General features: G+C 68.7%; 20 protein-coding genes. 3 read left to right on the forward strand and 17 right to left on the reverse strand.

From position 1 onward, the window contains the following. Positions 1 to 75 precede the first annotated feature (75 nt). The 4 genes from MRS60_RS09380 to MRS60_RS09395 all read right to left on the reverse strand — a co-directional run bounded on the left by MRS60_RS09380 (position 76) and on the right by MRS60_RS09395 (position 4,159). Positions 76 to 897, reverse strand: coding sequence for an ABC transporter permease subunit (locus MRS60_RS09380; protein ID WP_034181346.1), 822 nt, complete (start codon positions 895 to 897; stop codon positions 76 to 78). Continuing rightward, the gene (locus tag MRS60_RS09385) at positions 894 to 1,820 is read right to left on the reverse strand and encodes an ABC transporter permease subunit (protein ID WP_034181345.1); all 927 of its coding nucleotides are present in this window, start codon (positions 1,818 to 1,820) and stop codon (positions 894 to 896) included. Before MRS60_RS09385 ends, MRS60_RS09380 begins: the two co-directional genes overlap by 4 nt. Next, positions 1,817 to 2,977, reverse strand: a complete 1,161-nt coding sequence (locus MRS60_RS09390; protein WP_034181344.1) for an ABC transporter ATP-binding protein — start codon at positions 2,975 to 2,977, stop codon at positions 1,817 to 1,819. Before MRS60_RS09390 ends, MRS60_RS09385 begins: the two co-directional genes overlap by 4 nt. 87 nt (positions 2,978 to 3,064) lie before the next feature. After that, positions 3,065 to 4,159 carry a polyamine ABC transporter substrate-binding protein gene (locus tag MRS60_RS09395; RefSeq protein WP_034181343.1) on the reverse strand — a complete coding sequence of 365 codons (1,095 nt, stop codon included), beginning with the start codon at positions 4,157 to 4,159 and terminating at the stop codon, positions 3,065 to 3,067. Between the two features lie 516 nt (positions 4,160 to 4,675). Between MRS60_RS09395 and MRS60_RS09400 the strand changes: the two genes are divergently transcribed. Continuing rightward, the gene (locus MRS60_RS09400) at positions 4,676 to 4,879 is read left to right on the forward strand and encodes a DUF1289 domain-containing protein (RefSeq protein WP_006493160.1); all 204 of its coding nucleotides are present in this window, start codon (positions 4,676 to 4,678) and stop codon (positions 4,877 to 4,879) included. Positions 4,880 to 4,965: 86 nt separating this feature from the next. Here MRS60_RS09400 and MRS60_RS09405 read toward each other — a convergent pair whose 3' ends face one another. The 3 genes from MRS60_RS09405 to MRS60_RS09415 form a co-directional block, all read right to left on the reverse strand. Beyond that, positions 4,966 to 5,607 (reverse strand): OmpW/AlkL family protein, encoded by a 642-nt coding sequence (locus MRS60_RS09405; RefSeq protein WP_034181342.1) that lies wholly within the window; start codon positions 5,605 to 5,607, stop codon positions 4,966 to 4,968. Between the two features lie 65 nt (positions 5,608 to 5,672). Next, entirely contained in the window at positions 5,673 to 6,863 is a 1,191-nt protein-coding gene (locus MRS60_RS09410; protein ID WP_243564589.1) for an NAD(P)H-dependent flavin oxidoreductase, read from the reverse strand. 122 nt (positions 6,864 to 6,985) lie between these two features. Next, positions 6,986 to 8,422 carry an aldehyde dehydrogenase family protein gene (locus tag MRS60_RS09415; protein WP_243564590.1) on the reverse strand — a complete coding sequence of 479 codons (1,437 nt, stop codon included), beginning with the start codon at positions 8,420 to 8,422 and terminating at the stop codon, positions 6,986 to 6,988. A 335-nt stretch (positions 8,423 to 8,757) separates the two neighbouring features. On the opposite strand from MRS60_RS09415, the gene MRS60_RS09420 reads away from it, so the two are divergent. Together MRS60_RS09420 and MRS60_RS09425 are read left to right on the forward strand one after the other, a co-directional pair. After that, a complete protein-coding gene (locus MRS60_RS09420) occupies positions 8,758 to 9,123 on the forward strand; it encodes a hypothetical protein (protein WP_034181339.1) in 366 nt (121 codons plus the stop codon). Positions 9,124 to 9,329: 206 nt separating this feature from the next. Further along, positions 9,330 to 9,887 (forward strand): hypothetical protein, encoded by a 558-nt coding sequence (locus tag MRS60_RS09425; protein WP_243564591.1) that lies wholly within the window; start codon positions 9,330 to 9,332, stop codon positions 9,885 to 9,887. A gap of 46 nt (positions 9,888 to 9,933) precedes the next feature. On the opposite strand, the gene MRS60_RS09430 is transcribed toward MRS60_RS09425, so the two are convergent. The 10 genes from MRS60_RS09430 to MRS60_RS09475 form a co-directional block, all read right to left on the reverse strand. Next, positions 9,934 to 11,172: an MFS transporter gene (locus MRS60_RS09430; RefSeq protein ID WP_243564592.1), complete on the reverse strand. Its 1,239-nt coding sequence runs from the start codon at positions 11,170 to 11,172 to the stop codon at positions 9,934 to 9,936. Then, the gene (locus MRS60_RS09435; protein ID WP_243564593.1) at positions 11,153 to 11,350 is read right to left on the reverse strand and encodes a hypothetical protein; all 198 of its coding nucleotides are present in this window, start codon (positions 11,348 to 11,350) and stop codon (positions 11,153 to 11,155) included. Before MRS60_RS09435 ends, MRS60_RS09430 begins: the two co-directional genes overlap by 20 nt. Positions 11,351 to 11,384: 34 nt before the next feature. After that, entirely contained in the window at positions 11,385 to 12,179 is a 795-nt protein-coding gene (locus MRS60_RS09440; protein WP_243564594.1) for a 2,3-dihydro-2,3-dihydroxybenzoate dehydrogenase, read from the reverse strand. Then, entirely contained in the window at positions 12,176 to 16,090 is a 3,915-nt protein-coding gene (locus MRS60_RS09445) for an amino acid adenylation domain-containing protein (RefSeq protein WP_243564595.1), read from the reverse strand. The genes MRS60_RS09440 and MRS60_RS09445 overlap by 4 nt, the downstream gene beginning before the upstream one ends. A gap of 44 nt (positions 16,091 to 16,134) precedes the next feature. Continuing rightward, complete coding sequence (locus tag MRS60_RS09450) at positions 16,135 to 16,461, reverse strand: DUF2218 domain-containing protein (RefSeq protein ID WP_034181402.1); 327 nt, start codon at positions 16,459 to 16,461, stop codon at positions 16,135 to 16,137. Next, positions 16,458 to 17,333 (reverse strand): isochorismatase family protein, encoded by an 876-nt coding sequence (locus tag MRS60_RS09455; protein WP_243564596.1) that lies wholly within the window; start codon positions 17,331 to 17,333, stop codon positions 16,458 to 16,460. Before MRS60_RS09455 ends, MRS60_RS09450 begins: the two co-directional genes overlap by 4 nt. 48 nt (positions 17,334 to 17,381) lie before the next feature. Continuing rightward, positions 17,382 to 18,998, reverse strand: coding sequence for a (2,3-dihydroxybenzoyl)adenylate synthase (locus MRS60_RS09460; protein ID WP_243564597.1), 1,617 nt, complete (start codon positions 18,996 to 18,998; stop codon positions 17,382 to 17,384). Further along, the gene (locus tag MRS60_RS09465; RefSeq protein WP_243564598.1) at positions 18,995 to 20,179 is read right to left on the reverse strand and encodes an isochorismate synthase; all 1,185 of its coding nucleotides are present in this window, start codon (positions 20,177 to 20,179) and stop codon (positions 18,995 to 18,997) included. Before MRS60_RS09465 ends, MRS60_RS09460 begins: the two co-directional genes overlap by 4 nt. Before the next feature lie 49 nt (positions 20,180 to 20,228). Next, positions 20,229 to 22,436, reverse strand: coding sequence for a TonB-dependent receptor domain-containing protein (locus tag MRS60_RS09470; RefSeq protein ID WP_243564599.1), 2,208 nt, complete (start codon positions 22,434 to 22,436; stop codon positions 20,229 to 20,231). A 117-nt stretch (positions 22,437 to 22,553) separates the two neighbouring features. Beyond that, complete coding sequence (locus MRS60_RS09475) at positions 22,554 to 23,525, reverse strand: helix-turn-helix transcriptional regulator (protein ID WP_243564600.1); 972 nt, start codon at positions 23,523 to 23,525, stop codon at positions 22,554 to 22,556. Positions 23,526 to 23,675 lie beyond the last annotated feature (150 nt).

The raw sequence follows: 23,675 nt of genomic DNA on the forward strand, positions 1-23,675 counted from the left end.
GGCCGCCCAAACAAAACGCCCGGCCCGACTCGTCGTCGGCACCGGGCGTTTTTCGTTGCGGAAGCAACCTGCGCGTCAGGTCGCGAACCCCGCCATCCGCTTGCGCTCTTGCCGCAGCATCACGAAGTTCGCGATCACGACGCCGGCCGTCACCGCGACGATGAACAGCGTCGCGAGCGCGTTCATCTCCGGATTCAGCCCGAGGCGCACGCGCGAGAACACGACGAGCGGCAGCGTCGTCGAGCCGGGGCCCGACAGGAACGCCGACAGCACGAGGTCGTCGATCGACAGCGTGAACGACAGCAGCCAGCCCGCGATCAGCGCCTGCGAGATCAGCGGCAGCGTGATCGTGAAGAACACCTTCAACGGCGTCGCGCCGAGATCGAGCGCGGCTTCTTCCAGCGACGGATTCAGCTCGCGCACACGCGACTGCACGATGATCGCGACATACGAGATGCACAGCATCACGTGGCCGAGCCAGATCGTGAAGATGCCGCGCTCGGCCGGCCAGCCGATCCACTTCGCGAGCTCGATGAACAGCAGCAGCAGCGAGATCCCCTGGATCACCTCGGGAATCACGAGCGGCGCGTTGATCATCCCGCTGAACAGCGCGAAGCCGCGAAAGCGCCCCATCCGCGCGAGCACGAAGCCGGCCCACGTGCCGATGAACACCGACGCGAACGCGGTCAGCACGCCGATCTTCAGCGACAGCCACGCGGCCGTCAGCAGTTCGTCGTCCTCGACGAGCGCCGAGTACCAGCGGAACGAAAAGCCCGACCACACGGTGACGAGCTTCGACTCGTTGAACGAATAGACGATCAGGCTGATGATCGGGATGTACAGGAACGCGAAGCCGGCAAACAGCGCCGCGAACTGCAGGTAACGATTCGGCTTCATCGGCGGCCCCCCTGCTCCTTCGCCTGGAAGTGCTGGAACATCGCCATCGGCACGAGCAGCAGCAGCACCATCGCGCAGGTCACCGCCGACGCCATCGGCCAGTCTGCGTTGTTGAAGAACTCATTCCACATCACGCGACCGATCATCAGCGTGTTCGCACCGCCGAGCAGTTCCGGAATCACGTACTCGCCGACCGCCGGGATGAACACGAGCAGGCAGCCCGCGATGATCCCGTTCTTCGACAGCGGCAGCGTGATCTGCACGAACGCCTTCCACGGTTTCGCGCCGAGATCGTATGCGGCTTCGAGCAGGCGCAGGTCCATCTTCACGAGGTGCGCGTAGAGCGGCATCACGAGGAACGGCAGGTACGAATACACCATCCCGATGTACACCGCGTAGTTCGTGCGGTACAACTCGATCGGCGTATGGGTCAGGCCGATCCACATCAGGAAGTTGTTCAGCAGCCCGTTGTTCTTCAGGATGCCGATCCATGCATACACGCGGATCAGGAACGACGTCCAGAACGGCAGCATCACGCCCATCATCAGCAGGTTGCGGGTCGCCGGGTTCGAGCGCGCGATGTAGTACGCCATCGGATAGCCGATCAGCAGACACAGCAGCGTCGTGACCGCGGCCACCCACACCGAGTTCACGTAGGTCGCGAAATACAGGCTGTCGGTGAACAGGAACGCGTAGTGCGACAGGTTCAGCGCGACGTGCACGACGCCGTCCGCGTACGACGCGAGCTCGGTGTACGGCGGGATGCCGAGCTGCAGCTCCGCGAAGCTGATCTTGACGACCAGCACGAACGGCACGAGGAAGAACAGCACGAGCCACGTGAACGGCCCGGCGACGACCGCCGACGCGCCCGTCAGGTTGAAGCGCCGCACCGGCCACTCGAGCAGGGACTTGAACGCGCTCATGACGTCAGCACCACGCCTGCGGTCGCGCTCCAGCGCACGTAGATCTCGTCGCCGAGCGACGGCGTGTCGAGCTCCGAAATCGCGAGGCTCGACACGTTCGCGATCACCGTCTTGCCCGCGTCGAGCTTCACGTGATATAGCGAATAGCCGCCCATGTACGCGACGTTGCTGATCCTGCCGCGCGCCCAGTTGAACGCGCCTTCGGGCGGCTTGCGCGTGAGCGCGATCCGCTCGGGGCGCACCGATACCGTGACCGGCATCCCGAGCGGGCCCGAGATCCCGTGGCTCACGTACAGCCGGCTCGGCAGCTCCGGCGATTCGATGTACACGTGGTCGGGTTCGTCCTCGACGGTCACGCCGTCGAACAGGTTCGTCGAGCCGATGAACTCGGCCGAGAAGCGGCTGTTCGGATATTCGTAGACCTCGTTCGGCGAGCCGATCTGCACGATCTGCCCTTCGCTCATCACCGCGAGGCGGTTCGCCATCGTCATCGCTTCTTCCTGGTCGTGCGTGACCATGATGCAGGTGACGCCGACCTTGTTCAGGATGTTGACGAGCTCGATCTGCGTGCGCTGGCGGATCTGCTTGTCGAGCGCGGACATCGGCTCGTCGAGCAGCAGCAGCTTCGGGCGCTTGACCAGCGAACGCGCGAGCGCGACGCGCTGCTGCTGGCCGCCGGAGAGCTGATGCGGCTTGCGCTTCGCGTACTTGCTCATCTGCACGAGTTCGAGCGCCGCATGCACGCGCTCCTTCAGCTCGGCCTTCGGCACGCCTTCCTGCTTCAAGCCGAACGCGACGTTCGACTCGACCGACATGTGCGGGAACAGCGCATACGACTGGAACATCATGTTCACGGGCCGCTTGTACGGCGGCATCTGCGCAAGGTCCTCGCCGTCGATCAGGATCTTGCCCGACGTGACCGTCTCGAGGCCCGCGAGCATCCGCAGCAACGTCGACTTGCCGCAGCCCGAGCTGCCGAGCAGCGCGAACAGCTCGCCCTGGCGCACGGTCAGGTTGACGCTGCGCACGGCTTCGGTGTCGCCGAATTTCTTCACGACGTCGACGATCTGGACAAAGTTCTCGGCGCGCGCATTGGCGCCGGAGGAGGAAACGGAGGACGGTGCGCCCGCGACCGGCGCACCCGACTGGCTATTCATGATGTGCTGCTTCTCTCCTGCGTTTAACGAACAAAGCCCCCGGGGGCACCAGGGGCTTCATGACTGCTGGGGGAACGCCGGCTCGCGTCAGCGGCCCGACTTCAGCTCGGTCCACAGACGCGTCTGCAGGCGCTGGATTTCAGGCGGCAGCGGCTTGAGCAGGAACAGCGTCTTCACGACGTCGGCCGGCGGGTAGACGGCCGGATCGTTCGCGACGTCAGGCCGCACGTACTTGCGTGCCTCGGCATTGGCGCTCGGGTAGTACACCGCGTTCGTGATCGCCGCGTGCACCTTCGGATCCTCGATGTAGTTGATCCACTGCAGCGCGGCATCCTTGTTCTTCGCGTCCTTCGGGATCGCCATCACGTCGAACCACACCGGCGCGCCGCCCTTCGGAATGTAGTACTCGACCTTGTACGGCTTCTTCGCCTCGATCGCGCGATGCTTCGCGATCACGACGTCGCCCGACCAGCCGAACGCGAAGCAGATGTCGCCGCCGACCAGGTCGTTGATGTAGCCCGACGAGTTGAATTGCGTGATGTACGGGCGGATCTTCTTCAGCACTTCCATCGCGGCCTTGTAGTCGGCCGGGTTCGTGCTCATCGGATCCTTGCCGATGTAGTGCAGCGTCGCCGCGAACATCTGGTCGGGCGCGTCGAGCACCGACACGCCGCAGGTCTTCAGCTTCGAGAGGTTTTCAGGCTTGAACAGGATGTCCCAGTTGTCGAGCGGCACCTTGCCGAGCGCCTGCTGCGCCTTGGTCAGGTTGTACGCGAGACCGGTCGTGCCGTACGCCCAGGGCACCGAGTACTTGTTGCCCGGATCCGCGCCCGCGACGAGCGCCATCAGTTGCGGATCGAGGTACTTGAGGTTCGGCAGCTTCGACTTGTCGAGCGGCGCGAAGATGCCGGCGGCGATCTGCTTGCCCGCGTAGTTGCTGGTCGGCACGACGATGTCGTAGCCCGAGCTGCCCGTCAGCAGCTTCGCCTGCAGCGTGTCGTCGCTGTCGTAGTTGTCGTAGCGGACCTTGACGCCCGCCTGCTTCTCGAAGTTCGGGATCGTGTCCTTCGCAATGTAGTCCGACCAGTTATAGACATTGAGCTGCGTATCCTTCGCCGCTGCCGCCGATGCACCCACGCACAGCGCGAGCGCTGCGAACCGGCCCACTACTTTTGCTTTCATCCCGTTCTCCCTCCGGCCGAACCGTTTGTCCGGCTGCCGTCTGCCTCGTCACGGCGGCGCATTCTGGTGCTCCGCCCCTCGAAAACCCCGAAAACTACCACCATTCGCGCTCCGTCACAAAAAAATCATGCCGGTGTCGCGCAAACGGAACAGATTACCGCCGCCGACCAGTCAGGCCGCCCGTGCGGTCGGGCATTCCGAGGGGAATTCTATCGGGTAATCCGCGGCTGTCCACCGGGAAAAACGGGCAGCAGCGCAACCGTGTTCGCCGGCTGCTCGGGTCGCGCGCCCGACGGCCGGGCACGCCGGCGTTTCACCGGTGAAATCGCGGCGCGCTTCGCGCACCGACGCGTGGCTGGCCGCCCCGTGGGCCAGGCGTTGCCGTGCGGCTGCGCCGGACCGGCCAGCCGCACGTTACGACGATGCGCCGGTACCGCATGCCGGCCGCACCCGCCGGGCCGATCGGCCACGATGCATTAAAATGGCGGCTGACGATTCAACTGCGCGAACCCTCCGATGGCCTCCAATCTCCACGACCTGCCCGACAGCCCCTGCATCGGCGTGTGCTCGACCCTCTTCGACGAAGTCTGCAAGGGCTGCGGCCGCACGGCCGCCGAAGTGTCGAACTGGGTGTTCCTGAGCGACGACGAAAAGCGCGCGGTGTGGGAGCGCATCACGCGCGAAGGCACTGCGATGCGCTTCCAGTACGACAAGCTGTAAATCCATCGCGCATAAAAAAAGCGGCATGACGACCGCCATGCCGCGAACCCCAACTCTGTTCTAACTCTGTTCTTTTCCCGCCGCGTCTAGAACTTCATCCCGACGCCCACGCCGACGATCAACGGATCGATGTGCAGCGTGCCGATACCCTTGTCGCCGAGCGTCGCATCGGTGCTCATCCAGATCTTCTTCACGTCGACGTTCATGAACACCTTCTTCGTCAACTGCACGTCGACGCCGAACTGCAGCGCCGGCCCGAAGCTGCTCTTGTTGATCGACACGCCTTCCCCGCCGACGTTGAGCCCGTTGTTGTAGAAGTACGTGTAGTTCAACCCGGCGCCGACGTACGGACGCACCTTGCCGGCATGGTTGAAGTGATACTGCAGCAGCAGCGTCGGCGGCAGCACGCCCACGCCGCCGAGGTTGCCGAGGCTCGACGTCACCTGGTGCCGCGACGTGCCGAGGATCAGCTCGACACCGAGGTAGTCGCGGATCATGTACGTGAAGTCGAGCTCGGGCACGATCGCGTTGTTCACGCCGACGTTGAGCGCGCCGAGCGTGTCGCTCGCGCGCTCGTTCGGCTGGATGCTGATCGCGCGCAGCCGGACCAGGACGTCACCCTGGTTGATGCCGTCGCCCGGCGACGCCGCGTGCGACACCGACGGCATCGCGACGAAGCTTGCCGCGACGGCGGCAGCGGTGACAAAAGTTCGAATCGTTTTATGCATGGTACGGACCCCCAAAGAATGGTTTCCATTCTCCCCGTAGGGTCTTTTCCTTATCTTGATATTCGTCAAGCCAGCGTAAACGTGGGGCGGTTTGCCGCAGGCTCGGTCGCACGGCCCGTCAGCAGCAGGTCGAGCAAATCGCGCACGCTGCGGATCGCGCGGCCGAACGGCAGCGCTTCGCGGCCGCGGAAGAACAAGCCGTTCGCGACGTCGCCGCGCAGCGCGGCCGCCAGCCGCGTGTCGATGCAGAAATGGCCGAACTTCTCGATGCCGTCGCGCAAGCCGCATACGCTCAGGCATTCGAGCGCGGTTGGACAGCGCTGCTTGAATGCGCCTAGCTTGTTGCGAATACGCGTCTCGTTGCGCAGGTAACGATCGAGCCATGGCGTCTTCACCGCGCGCGCGGGCAGCCCCGTCACGCTGACGAATTCGACGATGTCGTCGGGCGTCGCATCGGCGAGCACGCGCTTGAAGTCCGGATGCGCGTCACCCTCTTCCGTCACCGCGAACGGCGTCCCGACCTGCACGCCGTTCGCACCGGCCGCCAGCGCCTCACGCACCATGTCGTGACTGTTGATCCCGCCCGCAACGATCAGCGGGATCGTGTCGCGCGCGAGGCCGAGCGACGCCATCACCTGCGCGGTCTCGTCGAGCACGCGCGCGAAATCGAAGCGCGCGTCGTGCATGTCGTCGATCTGCGTGACGCCGAGGTGGCCGCCCGCGTGCGCCGGATGCTCGATCACGATCGCATCGGGCAGGCGCCCCTTCTTCATCCACTTCTTCAGCACGAGCGCGATCCCGCGGCTGTCCGACAGGATCGGGATCAGCGCGATGTCGTGTCCTTGCGTGAGATCGGGCAGGTCGAGCGGCAGGCCCGCGCCCATCACGACCGCATCGGCGCCCTCGTCGCACGCGACTCGCACGTAGTCCGCATGCGCGCTCACCGCCTTCATCACGTTGACCGCAATCATCCCGCGCCCTTCGCCGTAGGTCTTCGCGAGACGGATCTCGCGCGCCAGTGCGTCGAGGTTCGCGGCCTCTAGCGTCGCGCGATCGGGCTGCGCACGGCAACGCGCGAGCAGGTCCGCATGATGGTGGCGCAGGTCGATGCTCGCGATCGTGCCGACCGCGCCTTCGCGCGCGACGCTGCCCGCCAGCCGGTGCGCGGAGATGCCGACGCCCATGCCACCCTGCACGACAGGCAGCAAGGTACGGCCGCGTATCGTCAGCGGCGGAAAGGAAGTGCGTACGGTCATCGGATACCTCGTCGGAACATCGGAACCGCGATGATCGGCGATTCACTGCAGCGCACCTTGACGGCCGTCAATAAAAAACGGCACGCGAGCGTGCCGTTTCCGGTTCATGCAGTGCGAAACGCTCAGGCCGGCTTCGCTGGCTTCAACTGCATCGACTTGTACTCGAGATACTCTTCGAGCCCGTACACGCCGTTCTCGCGGCCGTGCCCCGACTGCTTGTAGCCGCCGAACGGCGCGGCGCCGTTCCACGTGCCGCCGTTGATGTCGACCTGCCCCGTGCGGATGCGCCGCGCGATGCCCATCGCACGTTCGTCGCTGCCGGCCCATACCGCGCCGCCGAGCCCGTACGGCGAATCGTTCGCGATCCGCACGGCTTCGTCTTCGTCGCGATACGTGATGATCGACAGCACCGGCCCGAAGATCTCTTCCTGCGCGATCGTCGATTTCGGATCGACCCGGCCGAACACGGTCGGCTTCACGAAGAAACCTTTCGCGAGCCCTTCCGGCAGGCCCGTGCCGCCCGTCACGAGTTCCGCGCCTTCATCGATCCCGCGCTGGATGTACGCCTGCACCCGCTGCTGCTGCACGGCCGACGCGAGCGCACCGAGGCGCGTCGCGTCCTGCCGCGGATCGCCCGCCACGTATGTTTCGGCCACGGCCTTCGCAATCTCGCGCGCCTCTTCGTAGCGCGCTTCCGGCACCAGCATCCGCGTGTGCGCCGAGCAGGTCTGCCCCGCGTTCAGGTAGCACGCGTTGACCGTGCCCTTCACCGCCGTCGCGAAATCGGCATCGTCGAGGATCACCGACGCCGACTTGCCGCCCAGTTCGAGCGCGACGCGCTTGACGCCTGCGGCCGCCAGCTCGGCCACGCGCTTGCCGGCGCGCGTCGAGCCCGTGAACGACACCATGTCGACGTCCGGGTCGGTGGCCAGCACTTCGCCGACGACCGGGCCGTAGCCGCACACGAGGTTGAACACGCCGGCCGGCAGGCCGGCTTCGTGAATCGCTTCGGCGAGCATGAATGCGTTGAGCGGCGCGACTTCGGACGGCTTCAGGACCACCGTGCAACCGGCCGCGAGCGCCGGCGCGACCTTCAGCGTGACCTGGTTGAGCGGGTAGTTCCACGGCGTGATCGCCGCGACCACGCCGACCGGCTCGCGCACCACGAGCGAGTTGCCGACCTGTGCCTCGAATTCGAACGACTCGGCGAGCTTCGCATACGCCTTCCAGTTGTAGATCGGGCCGCCGACCTGGATCGCGCGCGACAGCTTGATCGGCATCCCGACTTCGCCGGTGATCGACTGCGCGAGTTCCTCGCTGCGCGCCTGCAGACGCTCGACGATCTTGCGCAGATAGCCCGCGCGCGTCGCGGCCGGCGTGGCCGCCCACGCGTCGAAGGCCGCGCGCGCCGCGCGGATCGCGTCCTGCGCGTCGGAGGCGATGCCCTCCGGAATCCGGCCGATCACGGCCTCGGTGCCCGAGTCGATCACGTCGATCGTGCCCGTTCCGGCCGGTTTGCGCCATGCGCCGTCGATATAGAACTGGTCGTAGATTTTCATCGTGTTCCGTCTCCTGTCGGGCAGAGTTGGCGCTTTAGCGCTTATGGCGGCTGGAGCAGGTACTCCAGCCCCATGCTTCGCGGGAAAGCCGACATTCTAGCGAGCGTTGCGGTCGACTGGCGTGACGATTGACAGCCGTTCGAAAGGACTCCGGCCTCTGCCGCACCCTCGCTGCGCCGTCGGCGTGAACGCCGGCCCGACGTCCGCGATACCGCCGTCGTGTCCGCATCCGCCCGGGTGCGCGGCCGGGCCCGCATCGTGCTATGTTTTTATTATCGGCACCGGCCCATTGCGACCGGCGCCGCCCGGAATCGACGCATTTCGTGAGCGCTGCCATGTCCGACGCATCCCATACCCTCGGCTCGCAAGACCGCCTGGAGCTGCTTTGCTGGCTCACCTGCGGCAATCTCGGCGCGTTTTACCTCAACGAATCGTGGCCGGACGCCACGTTCCAGGTCCAGGCCGCGCACCGCTGGCTCGATCGCCATCACCGTCAGGCCGACTGGCTCGCGATCGCCAAGCTCGCGGCGCTCGCGCAGGACATCGCGAAGCGGCACGCCGGGTTCGTGGACGCGCCGTGGGCACGCGACGCGGTCGAGGAAATCGTCGATACCGACGATCTCGACTATCGGGCAAAACTCGTGCAATGGGTGTACGACGATTGCTGCAAGGCGCTCGCGGACAAGCGGCTGGCCGATTGAGCTGCGTTTCGAGCCGCACGCGTGCGGGCCGCGGCACCGCTCTGCGCGACGGTCTTTTCGTCGATGCGGAAGTAGCGGCCTGACTGACAGCGTAGGTACGCCAGCACCGCCCCCTGCGCGGACACACGCGAAGCGTCATGGAATCGTCGTCGCCTGTCGTTCGGACCATCCGGCCCAATCCCACCTCGAACCCGAAGGATGCTCGCGTGGCGCTCGCCTATCGATTTCTGCTGATCGCCGGCGTATCGGCCGCGCTGATTGCCGGTTCCGGAACTGCCCATGCGGCGCCCGCGCCCGCGGCAACGGCTGCCGCGGCATGCCCGTCGCCGTCGTTCGACCGCTATCCGGCACCCGCCGCAAGCGCACCGCGCAAGCCGGCGGCGTCGCCCAGGCTGACCGCCAGGGAAGCGCGCCTGTACCGCACCGTCATTCGCGACGCATTCACGCAACCGGCCAATTTTGCCGGCTACTATCGCGTCGCGACCTGGGGTTGCGGAACGGATTGCCGAAATTTCGCGATCGTCGACAAGTACACGGGCAAGACGTACACGATGCCCGGCGTGCAGGCCATCGCGGGCGTGATGGGCAACGACGACGAACGCGTCGCTTTCCGCGCCGGCAGCAGGCTGCTGATCGTCGCGGGCTGCTTCAACGACGATTGCGGCGACGGCAATGCGAAGGCTGCCCGGTTCTTCTACGAATGGACCGGCACGCGGCTGCGGCAGGTCGGCACTTGTCCGCTGGTCGTTGCGCCAGTCGAATAACAGTCAAATAACCGGCAACCGATCCGCGCAGCACTCACGAAAACCGTCACGCCGCCGGCGCGCGTGCCCCGTCGCCGCATGCCGCGACGAACACGACCGCGAGCACCACGCCGATCGACACGAACGGCGCCGCCGGATGCAGTTCGTACAGCATCGTACCGGCCAGCGGCGCGACGACCATGCTGAGCCCTTGCGCCATCGACATCGCGCCCGCGCACGCAGCCTGCTCGTGCGCTTCGACGCGCGTGCTCGCGAGCGCCGCGACTGCGGGAAACGCGGCGCCCAACCCGCACGCCGCCACGAAGTAGCTCGCGCACAGCAGCAGCGGGTACGCGGCCTCCGCGGCCAGCGCCGACACGAACCCCGCGCCCCCCGCCAGCGCGCCCCAGCGCAGGCACTGGAGCGGCGCGACCGCACGCAGGCGGCCGACCAGCGACTGCGTCGCGATCAGCCCGATGCCGGCGCTGCCGAGCGCGTAGCCGACCACCATCGACGCGTCGCCCGTCCGCACGTGCAGCCGGTCGATCGCGTAAAAGCCGAGCACGCTGTTCGCGATCATCACCGCGCTGTACAGCGCGAACGCGCTGCACCACGGCAGGCGCAGGCGCGGATCGGTCGGCTTCAGCCGGGGCGGCGCCTGCCGCGCCGCATGCGCGCCGTCGTCGCGCAGCCGTCGCAGCCCCGCCAGTCCGGCGAGCGGCAGCAGCGCGAAAACGGCGAGCGCGAGCGTCATGTCGATCCCGGCCAGCCAGCCCGCGAGCGGCGGCGCGAGCACCATTCCGATCGCGCCCGCCGCGCCGAATCGTGCGACCGCGGCCGCGCGCCCCGTGGCCAGGGTCCGGTCCGCGATCCACGCCATGGCCGCGACTGGCAGCCCCGCATAGCAGCCGCCCATCGCCGCGCGCGTAACGAGCAGCGCGACAAAGCCCGCCCATACCGGCGGCACGGCGCTGCCGCCGTCGCGCAGCGCCCAGCCGACGTAGCCGGCCAGCAGCAGCGAACTCGCGACGAAGCCGCCGATCGCCGCGCGCATCGCCGGCAGCCGCCCGCGGGTGTCCGCCGCGCGCCCCCAGCGCGGCGCGGCGATCATCCACACGAGCCCGACGATGCCGATGATCGCGCCGACATGTAGCGGCTCGAGATGCATGCGCCGCGCCATCGGCCCGGCGATCGTGACGAATGCGTAGGTGCCGGCCACCATCGCGAAATTCACGAACAGCAGCGGCAGGAAAGATACGCCGGCATCGGCCGGCGTGGGCACGGAGTCAGCGGAAGTCGTCGACATAAGGTGTTCCGATGAAAGAAGGCAAGCGTCGTGCGTCAGCACGAATGGACGCCGGCATCGCGTGACGCAGCGCATCGGGCACGGGCAGCCGCGCGCCGACGCGCAGCCGTTCCTCGTAACGCAGCAACGCGAACGCGCCTGCCGCGCCTCGTTCGACACAGGCCGGAATGTGTTTCATGACGATGCGCCGGAAACGGACGAAGGCCGTGCCGTCACACACCGAGCGTCGCGCCGCCGTCGACGCACAGCGTGTGCAGCGTCACGTGGCGCGCGGCATCGGACAGCAGGAACAGCACGGTGCCGGCGACGTCGTCCGGCGTGGCGATGCGGCCGAGCGGGATGCCCGTGCGATAGGTTTCGAGCGAACCCGCGATGACGCCCGCCGGGCCTTCCGGGCCGCGCCACAGTTGGCGCTGCATCGGCGTGTCGGTCGAACCCGGCGCGACGATGTTGCAGCGAATGCCGTGGCCGGCCAGTTCCAGGCCGAGGCAGCGCGTGAACTGATGCGCGGCGGCCTTGGACGCGGCGTAGGCGGCCATCTGCGTGCGCGGCACGAGCGCCGCGTTCGACCCGACGGTCACGATGCTGCCCGCGCGTCGCACGATCATGCGCTGTGCGACCGCGCGCGACAGGTGGAACACGCCGTGCGCGTTCACCGCGAAGCAATGCGCCCAGTCGTCGTCGCTCAGCGACGTCGCGGTCGCGAGCCGCAGCACGCCGGCGACGTTCGCGAGCATGCCGATCGGGCCGACCGCCGCCTCCACGTGCTCGATTGCCGCGCGCACGGCGTGCGCGTCGGCCACGTCGACCGTGAACGGATGGACGCGGCCCGGCGCCGGCGGCCGATCCCCGGTCGCGCGCGCCAGCGCGTCGCCGTCGGCGTCGAACGCGGCGACGTCGGCTCCGCGCGCGGCGAGCGCGCGAACCACGGCGGCGCCGATCCCGCGCGCCGCGCCGGTCACGACGGCCACGCCCGCCGGAAATGTCATTTCGGGTTCCCTGCTCATCGCTTCAAGTTCCTCGTATCGGTTTCCATGTCGGCCCATGCGGCGAGCCGTTCGGTCAGTGCGGCGCCGATCGCCGCCATCGGTTCGGGATCGGACATCCCGTCGTGCGAGCAGTCGAGCGCCACGCAGGTCGGCAACGCCGCCGGCCGGTGCACGGCCCAGCTGTCGGGCGCCGGTGTACCGGGCCGCTTGCGGGTCGCGTTGAACAGCAGCAGTTCGCCGCCGTAATGCGGGGTCGGCGCCGCACGGAACTGACGCATCTGCCGCAGCGTCGCGTCGACCAGCACGTCGAGCCCTGCGCCGCCGAGCGCTGCGAACGGGCTGTTCGCGCGCAGCAGGCGCTGCCGCAGCAGCGCGTCGGACAACGCCGCCGTGTCGAAATCGCCGTTCACCGTCAGCAGGATCCGCAGCGCGTCGCCCGTCTCCGGCTGCGGCTGTGCCGTCCATGCGGACGACGGATAGCTGTCCATCAGCGCGAGCACGCCGACCGGTGCGCCTGCGCGTTCGAGGGCCGCCGCGACCGCGTACGCGAGCGCGCCGCCCAGCGACCAGCCGAGCAGGTGGTATGGACCGTTCGGCTGCAGCGCACGCACGCGCTGCACATAGGTGTCGACGAGCGCGTCGAAATCGGCCGCGCCGTTCGTGTCATCGACCGACAGCTGCAGCCCGTCGATCGTCGTGTCGGGCAGGTACGCGGCGAGCCGCAGGTAGCTCCACGCGAGGCCATCGGCCGGATGGATGCAGATCAGCCGCTGCGCGGGTCCGCCCGCCGCCTGAATCGCGAGATGCGGCGCGAACGCGTCGCGCGCCGCCCGCGGCCGGTATGGCAGCGGCGTGCGCAGCGCAGCCGTCAGCGCCGCGACCGTCGCGTGGCGGAACAGCATCGACACCGGCACGTCGCGGCCGAGCGCGGTCGCCAGCCGCGCGCTCGCCTGGATCGCCTGCAACGACTTGCCGCCAATGTCGAAGAAATTCGAATCCGGCGTCAGCGCGACGCCGCCGAGCACGCTGCGCCACGCGTGCATCACCTGCCGTTCGAGCGCGTCGGCGCGCGGATCGTCGTCCACGCCGATGCGACCCGCCATCGCGAGCTGATGCAACGCGTTGCGATCGGTCTTGCCGTTGACGTTGCGCGGCAGCCGTTCGAGCACGTGCCACGCGTCGGGAATCGCCGCGGCCGGCAGCGCGTCGGCGAGCTGCGCGCGCAGCGCGGCCGTGTCGTCGACCCCGGCGACGAACGCCGCGAGCGTCGTCACGTCGGCGTCGCCGCGCAGCGCGACGACCGCTGCCTCGCGCACGTCCGGCGTGCGCAGCAGCCAGTCCTCGATCTCGCGCGGATCGATGCGCACGCCGCTGATCTTCACCTCGTGGTCGATCCGGCCGTCGAACACCAGCCGGCCATCGCGCACGGTGGCGAGATCGCCGGTCCGGTAGGCACGCGCGCCGCTCCCCGGCAGCGTGACGAAACGCGCGGACGTCAGCGCCGCATTGCCCGGATAGCCGAGCGCCAGCGCGTCGCCGCACAGCACCAGTTCGCCCGTGCGGCCCTCGGCCACCGGATACAGCCGCTCGTCGACGACCTGCGCGTCGACGCCCGCGCGCGGCGTGCCGATCGGCACCGGCTCGCCGTCGCGCCAGACCGCGCCGGGGCCGCTCACGCACGCGGCCGTCGCGATGATCGTGGTTTCGGTCGGCCCGTAGGTGTTCAGCAGCACCTGGTTCGGCAGGTGCGCATGCCAGCGCCGGATCCGCTCCGGCAACGCGGCCTCGCCGCCGATGATCGTCAGGCGCACGCCGGCGAGGCGTTGCGCATGGCGTACGTCCAGTGCGTGGGCGAGCACGTGCCAGTACGCGGTCGGCAGGTCGAGCACCGTGATGCGGCGGCGCTCGACCTCGGCCGTGAACGCGTCGACCGAGTCGAGCATCGCGTCGTCGCGCAGCACGAGCGTCGCGCCATTGCAAAGCGTCGCGAAGATCTCCTCGAAGCTCGCATCGAAATGCAGCGGCGCGAACTGCAGCACCCGGTCGCCCGGACCGATGCGATACAGGTCGCGCGTGCTCGCGACGAAATGCGCGAGCGCGCCGCGCCCGACCAGCACGCCGTTAGGCCGGCCGGTCGATCCCGACGTGTACAGCAGGTACGCGGGCTGTGCCGCGTCGGGCGCCACGCACGCCACGTCATGCGGCGACGGCACACGCGCCGCGTCCAGATCGAGCACCGGCCGGCCGCCTGCGCATTCGCGATACGCATCGCGCGTGATCACCAGCGCAGGCGCTGCATCCGCCAGCATCGCCGCGACGCGCTGCGGCGGCCCGTCCGGATCGATCGGCATGATCGTCGCGCCGACCTTCAGCACGGCCAGCATCGCCGCGATCACGTCGGGCGCGCGCGGTGCCGCGATCGCGACGCGTGCGTCGCGCGCCACACCCCGTCGTCCGAGTTCCGCCGCAAGCGCATCGGCATCGGCGAGCAGCGCGCGATAGTCGATGCGCCGGTCGCCGGCCTCGATCGCCGGTTGCGCCGGCATGTCGAGCGCGATGCGTTCGATCCGCGCGAGCACGTCGTCGCACGGTCCGGCGAGCGGCGCACCGCGCACGATCGACGGCGCGGGCATCCCGTCGAGCAACGCACCGACGGGTTCGTCCGGCGCCTGTCCGGCGAACGCGTCGAGCCACGCGGAAAGATCGTGCGCCTGCGCGGCGAGCACGGCCTCGTCGTATGCGTTCGGGTTTGCTTCCAGCGCCAGATGCCACGCGCCGCCGCGCACGGCGAGCGTCACGTTCAGATCCTTCACCGGGCCGCCGCTTACCGCGCGCGTATCGCTCGCGAGCCCGTGGAACGCGACCTGCCGTTCGAACGGCATCACGTTGACGGCCTGGTTGAACAGGAACGCGTTGCGTTCCAGCAACCCGAGATCGCCGCGAATCCAGCCATACCGGTAATACAGGTGCGGCCGGATCGCGCACAGGCGCTCCGCGCATTCGCGCGCGAGCGCACGCGGCGAGCGCCCTGCGCCGACATGCATGCGCAGCGGCACGATGTTCATCGCCATGCACGGCACGCCGAGTGCCGGCGTGCCGAGCCGGTTCATCACCGGCAGCCCGAGCGTCAGGTCGCACCGGCCGCCCTGCTTCGCGAGCCAGATGCCGACCGCGCACAGCAGCCACGCATTCCAGTCGACGTCGACGCGCTCGGCGGCCGCGCGGAGCGCGTGCACGCGCTCCGCGTCGAGCACGTGCGTCGCGCGCAGCGCGCACGGGGCAATATCCTGCTTCGGCGCGAGCACGAGCGGCGCGGGCACGTCGCGCAGATGTTCGCGCCAGAACGCGCGATCGGCATCGAAGCCGCCGGCGCCGCGATAACGCGCCTCGGCCTCCACCACGCGATCGATCCGCCAGTCGGGCAGCGCCGGCAGCGGCCCGCCGCCGACGCGCGCGTTGTAGCGGGCGGCCACGGCCTGCTGCAGCAGCCCGTAGCCGAAGCCGTCGAGCGCGATGTGATGCACCTGCAGATACCACCAGTGCCGGGTCGGCGACAGCCGCAGCAGCGCGGTGCGGTATAGCGGATCGGCCGTCACGTCGCAGCAGATCGCGAGCGACGCCTTCATCCATGCGTGCGCCGCCTGCACGGGATCGGCTTGCGTCGACAGGTCGACGAGCGGCAGCCGCGTGCGCGGCGGCCGGCGCCCCTGCCACAGCGCATCGTCTTGCCACGCGAACCGCATGTGCAGCGCGTCGGCGTGATCGAGCACGGCCTCGACGCTGTCGGTCAGCGCGGCGACGTCGAGCGCGCCGTCGAGCTCGACGGTCTCGGCCGTCAGATAGCCTGGATCGTCGGGGTCGACCTGTTGCGCGACCCAGATTCCGTATTGCGCGGACGTCGCGCGGATCGGCAAGGATTCGTTTTTCATGAGCGGGCTTGCTCCGAGGTTCGTTGAGCCGGAGACGGGCCGCATCACGCGCCCCGCTCCCATGCGACCACCAGCGCCCGGTTGCGCGCCATCAGCCCCAGGTGCTCGTCCATCACGTACTGGATCTGCTCGAGCTGCTCCGAGGAATCGGCTTCGCAGCGAAGCTGCAGCACGTCGTCGGTGCGCAGCATCCGGCAAACGCCGTACGGGAAATCGACGGTCGCGCGATGTTCGTCGAACACGACGGGCACCTTGATCGCGTAGTGCTTGCACAGCTTGAACAGCACGCGGTCGGCCTGCGGCACCGACACCTCCGCCGTGCTGACGAACGGCGCCGGACGGGCATCGGACATCGCCGGACGCGCCGTCATGCGCTCACCTGCGCCGCGCGCTGCAGCACCCGCGTCCATGCGCCAAGCGTCGGCTGCTCTGCGAGCTGGACGAACGTGACGTCGTAGCCTTGCGCGCGCCACTGCTCGACGAGCGTCATCATCCGGATCGAATCGAGCCCGCAATCGACCAGGTTGTCGTGCTCGCGCAGGTCGGCGGCAGGCATCCGCAGGCTGCGGGCGACCTGCGCCGCGATCGCGGCGAGCGTCGGTGCCGCGTCGTCCGCTGACGCGACGCCGACGAGCGCGCTCGTGGTCACCGCCATCCCGCAGCGGCCGGCCACGTAGTCGATCGCCATGCGGTGCTCGCGCTCGGAGAAATCCGCGAGCGCGTCGGCGACGAAGAACGGCTGCACGTCGCGCATGAACGCGTCGCAGGCGGTCATCAGACAGCCGATGTGCGCATAGATCCCGCAGATCGCGAGCTGGTCGCGTCCCAGCTCGCGCAGGCGCGTCTCGAGCGGCGAGCGCCGGAACGCGCTGTAGCGCCACTTGTCGAGCACCGTGTCGCCGGGCGCCGGCGCGAGTGCGTCGCAGATCGCCGCACGCGACGGCTGCGCGGTGAGGCCCGGCCCCCACATGTCGGTCAGGAGCGCCCGGTCGGCCGCGGCCTGCGTCGCCGGCTGCGCGGTGTAGTAGACCGGCATCCCGGCCGCATGCGCAAAATCGATCAGGCGGCGCACATGCAAGACGAGCGTCGGCACGGGCGCGGCCGCACGGTCGTAGAAGTCGAGGAAGTAGTCCTGCATGTCGTGCACGAGCAGCGCCGCGCGGTGCGGGTCGAACCGCCAGTTCACGCGGTTCGCCGGCAGCTCGGCCGGCATCGGATAGGAAGCGATTTTCGGAATGGCCATGATGGATTGCATTGGAATGGAGGAATCGACGGGGCGCCGCCGCGCCCGTCAAGCGGCGGCGGCGAGCCGATCCGCGATGTGCTGCCGAAGCGCGCGCTTGTCGATCTTGCCGACCGGCGTTTTCGGGAATGCATCGACGAATTCGATCCGGTCGGGCACCTTGTACGCGGCCACGCCCTGTCCGCGCACGAATCGGACGAGGTCCGCTGCGGCCGGCGCGGGCGCGCCGCGAATCACGTATGCGCAACTGCGTTCGCCGAGATACGGGTCAGGCATCGCGACCAGCGCCGCGTCGACGACGCCCGGATGCGCGAGCAGCAGGTGTTCGATCTCCTCGGCCGGGATCTTCTCGCCGCCGCGGTTGATCTGGTCTTTCGCGCGCCCCTCGACGACGAGCTGGCCGCCCGCCGTCAGGCGGACGCGATCGCCGGTGCGATAGAAGCCGTCCGCCGTGAACGCGCGCGCGTTGTGCGCGGCTGCGTCGTAGTAGCCGCGGATCGTGTACGGGCCGCGCGTCAGCAGATGGCCGACCTCACCGGGTTCGACCGGGCAGTCGTCGTCGTCGACGATGCGGATCTCGTCGTCCGGCGAGATCGGGCGCCCCTGCGTGGCGATCACCACGTCGCGCGGGTCGTCGAGCCGCGTGTAGTTGACGAGCCCTTCGGCCATCCCGAACACCTGCTGCAATTGCGCGCCGAAGCCGTCGGCCGCGCGCGCCGCGAGCGCCGGATCGAAGCGCGCGCCGCCGACCTGCACGAGTTCGAGGCTCGCGAGCGCGCCGCGCCGCTGCCCGGCCGCGGCCAGCCACACTGGCACGAGCGGCGGCACCAGCGCCGCCACCGTCACGCGCTCGCGCTCGATCAGCGGGAACGTGACGTCGGGGCTCGCGTTGTCGCTCAGCACCACGGTGCCGCCGGCATCGAAGACGCCGAGCGAGCCCGGCGAACTCAGCGCATAGTTGTGCGCGGCCGGCAGCGCCGCGAGATAGACGCTGCGCTCGGTCAGCCCGCAGATGCGCGCGCTCTCGCGCACGCTGTACAGGTAGTCGTCATGCGTGCGCGGGATCAGCTTCGGCGTACCCGTGCTGCCGCCCGACAATTGCAGGAACGCGATCTCGTGCGCGCCGGGCCCCGGCGGGAGCGTGATGTCGGGCGTCGCCTCCGGCAGCGCGACGCGCGTATTGCCGGGCGCCGTGAACAGCACGTGACGCAGTGTCGGCGCATCGGCACGGATCTCGCTCGCGAGCGCCCGGTAGTCGAACCCGTCGTGCTGTTCCGCCGCGACATAGGCGAGCGCGCCCGCGTGCCGGCAGAAGTAGCCGATCTCGCGCCGGCGATGCGCGGGCAGCGCGAACACCGGCAGCGCGCCGATCCGGAACAGTGCGAACGTCACCGCGAAAAATGCGACGCAGTTCGGCAGTTGCACGACGACGCGGTCGCCCGGCACGATCCCGCACGCGGTCAGCGCGCGGGCCGTGCGTTCGGCTTCCGCCGCGAACGTCCGGTACGACCAGCGCAGGTCGCCCTGTACGAGCGCGATGCGTTCGCCGTGCCGCGCGACGCGTTCGTCTAACCACTGAGCGAACGACTGGCCGAGCCAGTACCCCTTCTGCCGGTACGCGCTGGCGAACGCGTCCGGCCACGGCGTGCAGTTCGCGGACGTCATGCAGCCTCCCGCGCGGCGCCCGATGCGGCATCTCGATCGATATCGAGCGCATCCAGCATGGTCCGGAACTTGGCGGCGGTTTCCGCGCGTTCGCCATCGGGCGTCGATTCGGCGACCACACCCGCGCCCGCATAGAGCCGCAGCGTACGGTCGAACGCTTCGGCGCAGCGAATCGTGACGACCCACTCGCCGTCGCCGTGCACGTCGACCCAGCCGAGCATCCCCGCATAGAAGCCGCGATCGAACGGCTCGGCATCGCGAATGCAGTCGCGCGCCGCCGTGCGCGGCGCGCCGCAGACGGCGGGCGTCGGATGCAGCGCGAGTGCGAGTGTCAGCACATCCGCGTCGGTTTCGCCGCACACCTCGGTCGACAGATGCCACATCGTTTCCGTATGGACGAGCGACGGGCGCGCCGGCACGTCGAGCCGCCGGCACAGCGGCGCGAGGCTGTCGCGCACGGCTTCGACGACGACCCGGTGTTCGTCGAGATCCTTCGCTGACGCCAGCAGCGCCTGCGCGCGACGCCGGTCCTCGACCGGATCGCGGCTGCGCGGCGCGGAGCCTGCCAGCGGATTCGCGCGCACGATGCCGCCGAAGCGGTTCACGAGCAGTTCCGGGCTCGCGCCCAGCAGCGTGCGGCCCCCGCCGAGATCCACGGAGAACGTATAGCCGTGCGGATTGCACGACGCGAGTCGCGTAACGAGCGCCGCAACGTCGACCGGCGCGTCGCCGGTCGCCTCCAGCGTGCGCGCCAGCACGACCTTGTCGAGCTCGCCCGCGCGAATCCTGGCGACCGCCTGCGCGACCGCGTCCGCATAGGCATCCGCCGACGGCACCTCGCGCGTCGCGTAGCGCGTGCCGGCCGGGCGGGCTGCCCGCAGCGCGCCGAGCGGCCGCGCGCACAGCATCGTGCGCGCGACCCGCAGCGCGGCCGGTGCGTCGACGTCGAACGGCACAGCGCCGACTACCGCCGCACCCATGCAGCCGTCGGCCCGCTCGCGGCGCAACGCGTCGTTCACGCGCGCCGCGAGCGGCGCGTCCGCATGCGGGATCGCCGCCGCAACATCGCAGGCCAGCAGCGTATGCGCCGGCGTTGCGAGAAACAGCGGGGCATCCGCGCGATACACATCCCATACGTTATGGGGTACTAATAGTTCGTCAGGCCGGGAAATCGCATTCATGACATTGCCTCCAGATTGAACGAGCCGGCGCGGCGCGCCGGCCATGCCGTCACATTTCGGCGGTCAGACTGACCGCGATGCGGCGCCCCTGGTCGACGAGCCAGTTGCCGCTCAGCCCGGTCGTGCGCGTGCGATCGTCGATCGGCACCATCTTGTTGGTCAGGTTCAGCACTGCGAAATTGACGGAGAAACGCTTGTCGATCCGGTAGCGCCCGCCGAGATCGAAGGTCGTCGTCGACGGCCGCTCGCGCACGCCCTGCGCGCCGTTGCGGAACGCGGCCCAGTATTCGCTGCCGATATAGTTCGCCGTCGCGTAGAGATCGAGCTTGGCCGTCGGCGTCCAGTCGACCTGCACGTTGAATTTGTGCTTCGGCGTCTTGTCGAGCGGATAGCCGTCGAGCGAACTGCCGTTGAACGCCTTCTCGCCGCTGCCTTCGCGGCGCGATTCGGTCAGCGTGTATGCGCCCGACACCTTCAGCGTGCGCGACAGGCGCGTGCCCGCGCCGATCTCGAGCCCGTACAGCTTGACCCGGTCGATGTTGTCGTACACGTAGATGTTGCGGCCCGGCGAGCGCGGATCGGGCTTGCCCGTGTCGTAGCTCGCCACCTTGTTCTTGAACAGGTTGTTGAACAGCGTCAGGCCCGCGTACGTGTCGCCCAGGTCGTAGCGCACGCCGAGCTCCTCGGTCAGGCTCGTCTCCGGCTTGAGATCCGGATTGCCGCACAGCGTACCGGGCGTCGCGCCCGCCGCGCCGCCCGACGTCATGCAGTAGCCGGCCGTGCTCTGGCGCAGCGACGGCGGCCGGAAACCGGTCGATACGCCGCCGCGCACCGTCCACGCCCGGCTGAGCTGGTACACGCCGTAGATGCGCGGGCTCACGTGGCTGCCGTAGCGGTCGTCGTGATCGAGCCGCACGCCGGTCGTCAGCGTGAAGCGGTCGTTGAAGAAGTAGTCGTTCTCGCCGAACAGCGCCCACGCGTTGCGTGTGACGCGATCCGCATTGGCCCCATGCCCTTTCGGCACCGCGTCCTGCACGCTGACGCCCGACAGCCGCGACCAGATGTGCTGGCCGCCCACGGTCAGGATGTTGCGCTCGCCCCACCACGGGATCGCGGCCTTGGCTTCGAGGATCGTGTCGGTCAGTGCGGGCCTCACCGGCGAACGCCCGGCCGGCGTCCACTGGTCCTGCACGCCGCGCTCGCCGTACAGCGATACCGTCGTGTCGCCGAAGCCCCAGCGGCCGTCGTGCGTGATGCCCCAGTAATCGCGGATATGACGCGTCTCCGTGAGCGCGGTGGCCGCCGTGCGCGGCGTAAGCGGCGCGGCGCTCTTGCCCGGCGTGCTGAGATAGGTAAGCTGCTCGCGCCCGATATTGACGCTCACGTCCTGGTTGCTCGCGGGTTTCGCGGACAGTTTCACATCGAAGCTGCCGATCCGCTGCCCGTTCGCCCCGCTCGTTCCGCTGTTCGGGTAGTAGATGTCGTCTTCGCCGCGATGCAGGAGACGCCCCGACGCCTGCAGCCCGAGCACGTCGGATTTCAGCGGACCGCCAAGCCAGAAGTCGACGCTCTGCGTGTCGCCCTGGTTCGATTCGAGCTGCCACACGCTGCCGGCCGTGATCGTGCCGCCCCAGCGCTTCGGCACCTTGCGCGTGATCACGTTGATCACGCCGCCCATCGCGTCGGCGCCGTACAACGACGACATCGGCCCGCGCACGACCTCGATCCGCTCGATCGCCGACAGCGGCGGCATCAGGTTCGACTGCACGCCGGCCGTGCCGCGGTTCATCGTTTCGCGCGTGTTCTGGCGGCGGCCGTCGACGAGGATCAGCGTGTACTCGCCCGGCATCCCGCGAATCGAGATGTCCTGGTCGTTCGGCGAAGCACCGACGACGCTCACGCCCTCGACGTTGGCGACGATCTCGGCGACGGACGTGTACGGCTTCGCGTCGATGTCTTCCCGGCTGATCACCGAAATGCTCGCGGGCGCCTCGCGGATCGCCTGCTCGCGGCGGCTCGCCGTGACGACGATCTCCTTCAGCGCGGCCGGATCGGCGGCAGCCTCCGGCGGCGCGGATCCGGCCGGCTTGGCCCGGTCGTCCGGTCCGGCGGCGGCGGATCGGGCGGCGACAGACGACGCCGCGGCGGGTTCCGCCGTTGGGTCAGGCGTCTGCGCCCACGCGCACGACGCGCCCATCAGATACAGGCCGGCAACGACGACCGGCTTGAATGCAAAGCTTGCAGCTTGATTCGACATGGTGGCGCTTTCGATGTTTCATGATGTGATTGATTCTCATTCTCATTATGAAACATGTAATCAACCGAAATCTTTGCGTAAGCATCGAAGTCGTTTGAGCGCCGTCGCCGGCCGTCGTCAGCGCCGGTCGCTGCGTCGCGCCAGCGTCGGCGTGACGCCGAAGCGGCGCTTGTAGGCCGTCGCGAAGTTCGCGGCGCTCGTGTAGCCGGCCAGCGCCGCAGCCTGCTTGACGCTCACCGCATCGCGCTCGAGCGCGAGCCGCGCGCGCTGCAGATGATGTTCGCGGACGAAGTCGAACACGGTCGTGCCATAGGCCGCGCGGAACCGGCGCTGCATCGCGTTCGCGCTCATCCCGGCGTGCCGCGCGATGTCGTCGAGCGACAGTTCCTGCGCCGCGTCGCTCGCGAGGAACGCGCGCAACTCGGCCATCCGCCGATAGTCGCGCGAGCCGAGCGACGCGTCCGCCGTCTGCGCCGCACCGGTCTCGAGCGGCGTGAAGGCCTCGGCGAGCAGTTCGAGCACGCGACTCTCCAGATAGATCGCCTGCAGCATCGGCTGATAGGCGGGCGGCCGCACGATCTGTTCGGCGAGCGCCGTCGCACGCGGCGTCGGCTGCCAGAAGCGGATCGCGAGATGCGCGGACAGCATCGCGTCGAGCCGTTCCGGCAGGACGCCGCGGCTGGCCGCCTGCAGATGGCCGAGCCATTCGCCCGACATCGCGAGGCTCAGCCGCCGCGCGTAACCGCCCTTGCTGAGCCGCCTGCGGAACGTGTCCGGCTCGACCGCGTTGAGCAGGAACGACTGCATCCGCACCGCAGGCCGCGCGGCTTCGCGGTCCGTGCGGCCGGTGCGCCGCCCGTCCGTCGTCAACACCACGCGCCGATCGCCGTACGACACGTCGAGCGCACCCTCGAGCAGCAGCACGAGATGCAGGCCCGGCGAACACTGCCCCGACATCACGGCGTCGAATTCGTCGGTTGCGTCGTCCGAATGGATCCGCAACCCGGGCCGCACCTCGCGGATCCGCGCGACGTGCGCGTCGTGTCGATAGCGATCGGAATGGGAAGCGGCTGGCGTCAGCGCTGTCATGTCGTCATACCCCCGCGCACAGGCCTCTTGCGCCCGCGCAAACTATTTTGGTGTTCGATCAAATGGCCGATGCCCCTGTCACGGCCTCGGCTCGGCTACAATCAAATGAGAATTGTTCTCATTTATATCGTATCGGGAGTCGCGTGAAAA

Origin of the sequence: Burkholderia pyrrocinia, assembly GCF_022809715.1 — a bacterium.
Lineage (GTDB): Bacteria > Pseudomonadota > Gammaproteobacteria > Burkholderiales > Burkholderiaceae > Burkholderia > Burkholderia pyrrocinia_C.

Excerpts from the sequence above, each read along its gene's own strand:
- MRS60_RS09400 (WP_006493160.1), top strand. The coding sequence starts at position 4,676 with ATGGCCTCCAATCTCCACGACCTGCCCGACAGCCCCTGCATCGGCGTG.
- MRS60_RS09410 (WP_243564589.1), bottom strand. The coding sequence starts at position 6,863 with ATGACCGTACGCACTTCCTTTCCGCCGCTGACGATACGCGGCCGTACC.
- MRS60_RS09430 (WP_243564592.1), bottom strand. The coding sequence starts at position 11,172 with ATGTCGACGACTTCCGCTGACTCCGTGCCCACGCCGGCCGATGCCGGC.
- MRS60_RS09465 (WP_243564598.1), bottom strand. The coding sequence starts at position 20,179 with ATGAATGCGATTTCCCGGCCTGACGAACTATTAGTACCCCATAACGTA.
- MRS60_RS09390 (WP_034181344.1), bottom strand. The coding sequence starts at position 2,977 with ATGAATAGCCAGTCGGGTGCGCCGGTCGCGGGCGCACCGTCCTCCGTT.
- MRS60_RS09415 (WP_243564590.1), bottom strand. The coding sequence starts at position 8,422 with ATGAAAATCTACGACCAGTTCTATATCGACGGCGCATGGCGCAAACCG.
- MRS60_RS09470 (WP_243564599.1), bottom strand. The coding sequence starts at position 22,436 with ATGTCGAATCAAGCTGCAAGCTTTGCATTCAAGCCGGTCGTCGTTGCC.
- MRS60_RS09420 (WP_034181339.1), top strand. The coding sequence starts at position 8,758 with ATGTCCGACGCATCCCATACCCTCGGCTCGCAAGACCGCCTGGAGCTG.
- MRS60_RS09450 (WP_034181402.1), bottom strand. The coding sequence starts at position 16,461 with ATGACGGCGCGTCCGGCGATGTCCGATGCCCGTCCGGCGCCGTTCGTC.
- MRS60_RS09405 (WP_034181342.1), bottom strand. The coding sequence starts at position 5,607 with ATGCATAAAACGATTCGAACTTTTGTCACCGCTGCCGCCGTCGCGGCA.
- MRS60_RS09475 (WP_243564600.1), bottom strand. The coding sequence starts at position 23,525 with ATGACAGCGCTGACGCCAGCCGCTTCCCATTCCGATCGCTATCGACAC.
- MRS60_RS09460 (WP_243564597.1), bottom strand. The coding sequence starts at position 18,998 with ATGACGTCCGCGAACTGCACGCCGTGGCCGGACGCGTTCGCCAGCGCG.
- MRS60_RS09380 (WP_034181346.1), bottom strand. The coding sequence starts at position 897 with ATGAAGCCGAATCGTTACCTGCAGTTCGCGGCGCTGTTTGCCGGCTTC.
- MRS60_RS09445 (WP_243564595.1), bottom strand. The coding sequence starts at position 16,090 with ATGAAAAACGAATCCTTGCCGATCCGCGCGACGTCCGCGCAATACGGA.
- MRS60_RS09385 (WP_034181345.1), bottom strand. The coding sequence starts at position 1,820 with ATGAGCGCGTTCAAGTCCCTGCTCGAGTGGCCGGTGCGGCGCTTCAAC.
- MRS60_RS09455 (WP_243564596.1), bottom strand. The coding sequence starts at position 17,333 with ATGGCCATTCCGAAAATCGCTTCCTATCCGATGCCGGCCGAGCTGCCG.
- MRS60_RS09395 (WP_034181343.1), bottom strand. The coding sequence starts at position 4,159 with ATGAAAGCAAAAGTAGTGGGCCGGTTCGCAGCGCTCGCGCTGTGCGTG.
- MRS60_RS09435 (WP_243564593.1), bottom strand. The coding sequence starts at position 11,350 with ATGAAACACATTCCGGCCTGTGTCGAACGAGGCGCGGCAGGCGCGTTC.
- MRS60_RS09440 (WP_243564594.1), bottom strand. The coding sequence starts at position 12,179 with ATGAGCAGGGAACCCGAAATGACATTTCCGGCGGGCGTGGCCGTCGTG.